Raw genomic sequence first — 3,006 nt, 5'->3', positions numbered from 1 at the left:
GCGGTGTATTGGATGTCGATGTGTTGTCTGACACACCGCTATCGCGAGCAGGCTCACTCCTACAGGGGAAAGCGTTTAACGCAGGAGATAAGGGATGTCGACTTTGACGGCTCCAGTCGGACAATCCTTCTCACACGGCATGCAGTACCAGCATTCATCGAACGCCATGTAGGCCTTCTGTGTGGCCGGGTTGATCGCCAGCAGGTCCATCGGGCAGACATCGACGCACACGGTGCAGCCCTTTTCGGCGATGCATTTGTCCTCGTCCACGGTGACCGGGGCGTTGGAGCGGAAGAAGATTTCCTGGGCTTGATAGGCCATGGTTCGGACTCTCTCTGGTGATGCATCAAGCGGCGAACGCGCCCACCCGCAAGCGGTCGTAAGCCTGCATTTCTTCGGCATCGAGCGGGATGATGTACGGCTCGACGGGTTTCTTGAAACTGGTCATGCGGCCGTCTTCACCCTTCTTCAGATGGCAATGGCAGAACCACTCGCTGTCGTTGCGCTGCGGGTGATCGACGCGGTAGTGGTACAGGCCCCAGCGGCTCTCGGCGCGGAACAGCGAAGCGCGTGCGGCCATTTCGGCGCAGTCGCGGATCACACTGGTTTCCATCGCACGCATCAGTTCGTGGGCGTTGTTGGCCTTCATCTGATCGAGGTCGCGTTCGATGTCGCTGAAGCGCTGCAAGCCGATCTGCATTTTTTTGGTCACTTTCGGCGGTTGCAGGTAGTCGTTGACGAAGCGCCGCAGCTTGTACTCGACCTGCGCCGGCGGTAGCCCTTGTTCACGATCCAGCGGCGCGTAGACCCGCGCTTTCTCTGTTTCGATCTGCGCGGCATCCAGCGTCGAGAACTCGCGCCCGGCGACAAAATCCGCCGCGTTTTGCCCGGCAAACCAGCCGTAGGTGAACGCGCCGAGCATGTAGTTGTGCGGCACGGCGGCCATGTCACCCGCCGAGTACAAGCCTTTCACCGAGGTCTCGGCCCGCTCGTTGACCCACACCCCGGACGCCGAATGGCCGCTGCAAAAACCGATCTCGGAGATGTGCATCTCGACCATCTGCGTGCGGTAATCGGTGCCGCGATTGGCGTGGAACTGGCCGCGACTCGGGCGTTCGTTGCTGTGCAAGATCTCTTCGATGTTCTGGATGGTTTCCTCGGCCAGGTGATCGAGTTTGAGGAACACCGGGCCGTTGCCGCTTTCCAGTTCCTGGTGAAACTCCCACATCATCTGCCCGCTCCAGTAGTCGCACTCGATGAAGCGTTCACCCTTGTTGTTGGCGGTGTAGCCGCCCAGCGGGCCGGTCACATAGGCGCAGGCCGGGCCGTTGTAGTCCTTGATCAACGGGTTGATCTGGAAGCATTCGAGGTTGGCCAGCTCGGCCCCGGCGTGATAGGCCATGGCGTAGCCGTCGCCGGCGTTGGTCGGGTTCTCGTAGGTGCCCATCAGGTAACCCGAGGATGGCAGACCGAGGCGACCGGCCGCGCCGCACGCGAGGATCACCGCTTTGGCCTTGATCACATGGAAGTCAGCGCTGCGGCAATCGAAGCCCATCACCCCGTTGACCGCGCCCTCCTCGTCGGTGAGCAAACGGGTGCAGACCAGCCGGTTGGTGATGCTCACCCGCGCGCGTTTCAACTGCCGGTAAAGGACTTTCTTGATGTCGTGCCCTTCCGGCATCGGCAGCACGTAGGCGCCCATGTGGTGGACTTTTTTCACCGCGTAATCGCCGGTCTCGTCCTTCTCGAACTTCACGCCCCAGCGATCCAGTTGCTCGATGGTCTCGAAGCTATGAGTGGCATAGGCGTACACCGCCGCCTGATTGACGATGCCGTCGTTGGCGATGGTGATTTCCTTGGTGTACTGCTCCGGCGTCGAGTGCCCGGGGATGATCGCGTTGTTCAGGCCGTCCATACCCATGCTGATCGCGCCGCTGCGTTTGACGTTGGCCTTGTCCACCAGCAGCACGCGCAAGTCGCGGTTCTTCTCTTTGGCCTTGATCGCCGCCATCGGGCCGGCAGTGCCGCCGCCGATCACGACGATGTCGTATTCCTGTTCCAAGATCTTGCGGGTCATGTCACGCCCCTTTTTGCCGGTCGATCCGCAGGCGGTACTGGAACGCATCGCCACGGTAGTAAAGGTGTTCGAAGTCCAGCGGCTGGCCGTTGGCGTCGTGGGTCAGACGTTCGATGCGCATGATCGGCGAGCCGGCCTCGACGTTCAGCGCCTGGGTCAAATCGCTGTCGGCCAGCACCGCGTCAATCGCCAGATCGGCGTGGCCGAGGGCGATGCCGCAGTCGTTTTCCAAAATCAGGAAGATGTCGCGAGTCACCAGATCGGCCTTCTCCAGCCGTTCGCCGACGGCTTTGGGCAGATAGGTGATTTCCAGCGAGATCGGCTCGCGGTTGATCAGGCGTACGCGTTTGATCTGCGCCACGGTCTCGCCTTCGGCCACCTGCAAGCGCTCGGCGACACGTTTGTCGGCGGGGATGAATTTGAAACTGCGCAGGCGGTTGATCACCTCGTAGCCGCGCCCGGTCATGGACTCGGCGAGGCCTTGCAGGCTGCTGACGTTCTGGAAGGTTTTCGGCTTGGCGACGAAGGTGCCTTTGCCGTGGATCTTGAAGATCAGCCCTTCTTTCTGCAGATCGCCCAGCGCCTGACGCACGGTGATGCGGCTGACTTTGAACAGCGTGCCGAGTTCGCTTTCGGACGGCATCTGGCTGTCTTGCGGGTATTCGCCATCAAGAATGCGTGAGCGCAGGACATCGCGCAGTTGGGTGTGCAGCGGGACGCTACTGAGGGACAGGACGTTATCGGTCATCAGGGATCACTTGTTATAACGAGTTATGACGTGATCTTAGAGACGTTATGACAAGCTTGAGAAATATTGTTTGGGCATAACCTTAGACACGACGACACACAGACCCTTGTGGGAGGGGGCTTGCTCCCGAAGGCGGTGTGTCAGGCGATGGAAATACCAGCAATGCCGGCCTCTTCGGGAG

Annotated in this window: 3 protein-coding genes; all 3 read right to left on the bottom strand. The window is 60.5% G+C overall.

The features are described from left to right. Nucleotides 1-75: 75 nt before the first annotated feature. Genes QMX91_RS30300 through QMX91_RS30290 form a run of 3 tightly spaced genes read right to left on the bottom strand, consistent with a single transcriptional unit; the run spans nt 76 to nt 2,825 of the window. On the bottom strand, nt 76-321 hold the full coding sequence (locus tag QMX91_RS30300) for a ferredoxin family protein (protein ID WP_003225615.1): 246 nt from the start codon (nt 319-321) through the stop codon (nt 76-78). Nucleotides 322-346: 25 nt separating this feature from the next. Further along, complete coding sequence (locus tag QMX91_RS30295; RefSeq protein WP_282413846.1) at nt 347-2,077, bottom strand: fumarate reductase/succinate dehydrogenase flavoprotein subunit; 1,731 nt, start codon at nt 2,075-2,077, stop codon at nt 347-349. Nucleotide 2,078: 1 nt separating this feature from the next. Next, entirely contained in the window at nt 2,079-2,825 is a 747-nt protein-coding gene (locus QMX91_RS30290; RefSeq protein ID WP_282413845.1) for a GntR family transcriptional regulator, read from the bottom strand. Nucleotides 2,826-3,006: the final 181 nt, after the last annotated feature.

It is taken from the genome of Pseudomonas sp. PS01299, from assembly GCF_029960145.1.
Lineage (GTDB): Bacteria > Pseudomonadota > Gammaproteobacteria > Pseudomonadales > Pseudomonadaceae > Aquipseudomonas > Aquipseudomonas putida_A.
This window is presented reverse-complemented; position numbering and strand designations above follow the sequence as displayed.

Coding starts and splice junctions, on each gene's coding strand:
- QMX91_RS30300 (WP_003225615.1), bottom strand. CDS start 321: ATGGCCTATCAAGCCCAGGAAATCTTCTTCCGCTCCAACGCCCCGGTC.
- QMX91_RS30295 (WP_282413846.1), bottom strand. CDS start 2,077: ATGACCCGCAAGATCTTGGAACAGGAATACGACATCGTCGTGATCGGC.
- QMX91_RS30290 (WP_282413845.1), bottom strand. CDS start 2,825: ATGACCGATAACGTCCTGTCCCTCAGTAGCGTCCCGCTGCACACCCAA.